The sequence below is a fragment of the Actinoplanes sp. NPDC051859 genome (assembly GCF_044452725.1).
Lineage (GTDB): Bacteria > Actinomycetota > Actinomycetes > Mycobacteriales > Micromonosporaceae > Actinoplanes.
This window is the reverse complement of sequence record NZ_JBITBX010000040.1, coordinates 1-1,507: the sequence shown is the minus strand read 5'-3', so window position 1 is coordinate 1,507 and position 1,507 is coordinate 1. Positions and strand designations below refer to the sequence as shown.

Here is a 1,507-nt window from a genome sequence, read left to right as displayed (position 1 = left end):
GGTCACTGGTGGACCCTCCTCTCTACGGGACTTGAGAAGGTGCCCGTGGTTAGATGCCGGTGAGAGCCGGGGTGACGGCCCGTGGTGGTCGCCCTTTCAGGGCCCGCATGACACTGCCGCCCCCGGCTCTTCCGGAGCTGTCGACCGGCAACAGAGGGACGCGCCGCAGAGCGCCAGTCAGTGACCGCCCGGTGATCAGCTTCGTCACCGGCCTGTCGCTGATAGGCACGAGGAGAGCTGTGGCACTGCCCGAGAGCGAGCACTACGTCGGCATCGACTGGGGATCGGCCGAGCACGCGGTCTGTGTGCTGGACGAGTCCGGCCGGGCCCACGCCGAATTCACGATTGCCCATACCGCGGCCGGCTTCGCCGAACTGGCCCGCAGACTGCAGAAGTTCGGTGAGGCGCAGACCATACCCGTGGCGATCGAGCGCCCGGACGGGCGTCTGGTGGACGTGTTGCTGCAGGCCGGACATCCGGTAGTGCCGGTGAAGTCCAACGCCATCAAGGCATGGCGCGACGCCGAGGTCCTCTCCGGAGCGAAGTCCGATCCGGGTGACGCCATGGTCATCGCCGAGTACCTGCGGTTGCGCCACCACAAGCTCAGCGCGGCCCGCCCGTTCTCCGAGCACACCAAGGCCCTGCGCACGGTGGTCCGCACCCGTGACGACCTGGTTCGGCTTCGAGTGATGGCAACCAACATGCTCGGCTCGTTGCTGGATGTCTTCTGGCCCGGCGCCAAGCACGTCTTCGCCGATGTCGAGTCGCCCATCGCGCTGGAATTCCTCACCCGCTACCCGACCCCGGCCTCCGCCGCTCACCTGGGCGAGAAGCGGATGGCCGCCTTCTGCATCAAGCACGGCTACTCCGGTCGCCGCAGCCCGCTGCAGCTCCTGCAACGCCTGCGGGCAGCCCCACCTGGCGTGACCAGCGAGCTGGAGACCGACGCCGGCCGCGACGCCGTAATTGCGCTGGTCGCCGTGCTGCGCACGCTCGGCACGGTCAAGAAGGACCTCGACCGTTCGGTAGACGCCCACCTTTGCCAGCACCCCGACGGACCCGTGTTCGCCTCGCTGCCGAGAGCCGGACGGACCAACGCCGCCCAGATCCTGGCCGAGTGGGGCGACTCGCGCACCGCCTACGACGGCCCGGACGCCCTCGCAGCCTTCGCCGGCGTCGCACCGGTCACCAAGGCCTCCGGACGCCACCGAGGCGTTTCCTACCGCTGGGCCTGCAACAAACGCCTGCGCACCGCGATGACCACCTTCGCGCACAACAGCCGCTTCGACAGTCCGTGGGCCGCAGACATCTACCAGCGCGCCCGCAAACGGGGCATGGACCATCCCCAGGCGGTCCGTGTCCTGGCCCGCGCCTGGATACGGGTGATCTACCGATGCTGGCTCAATCACGAGCCCTACGACCCCGCCAAACACGGCGGAGCCTCGCGGTTCACCACCTCCCCGCCGCTCGCTCAAGCGGCGTGAGGTTGACACAGGGGGTGTCATGC

The 1,507-nt window shown here is 68.7% G+C and carries 1 protein-coding gene; it reads left to right on the top strand.

What is annotated here, in order from left to right; all coding sequences use genetic code 11:
- The first annotated feature begins 239 nt into the window (after positions 1-239).
- A complete protein-coding gene (locus ACIA1L_RS33415) occupies positions 240-1,484 on the top strand; it encodes an IS110 family transposase (RefSeq protein WP_396077076.1) in 1,245 nt (414 codons plus the stop codon).
- Positions 1,485-1,507 lie beyond the last annotated feature (23 nt).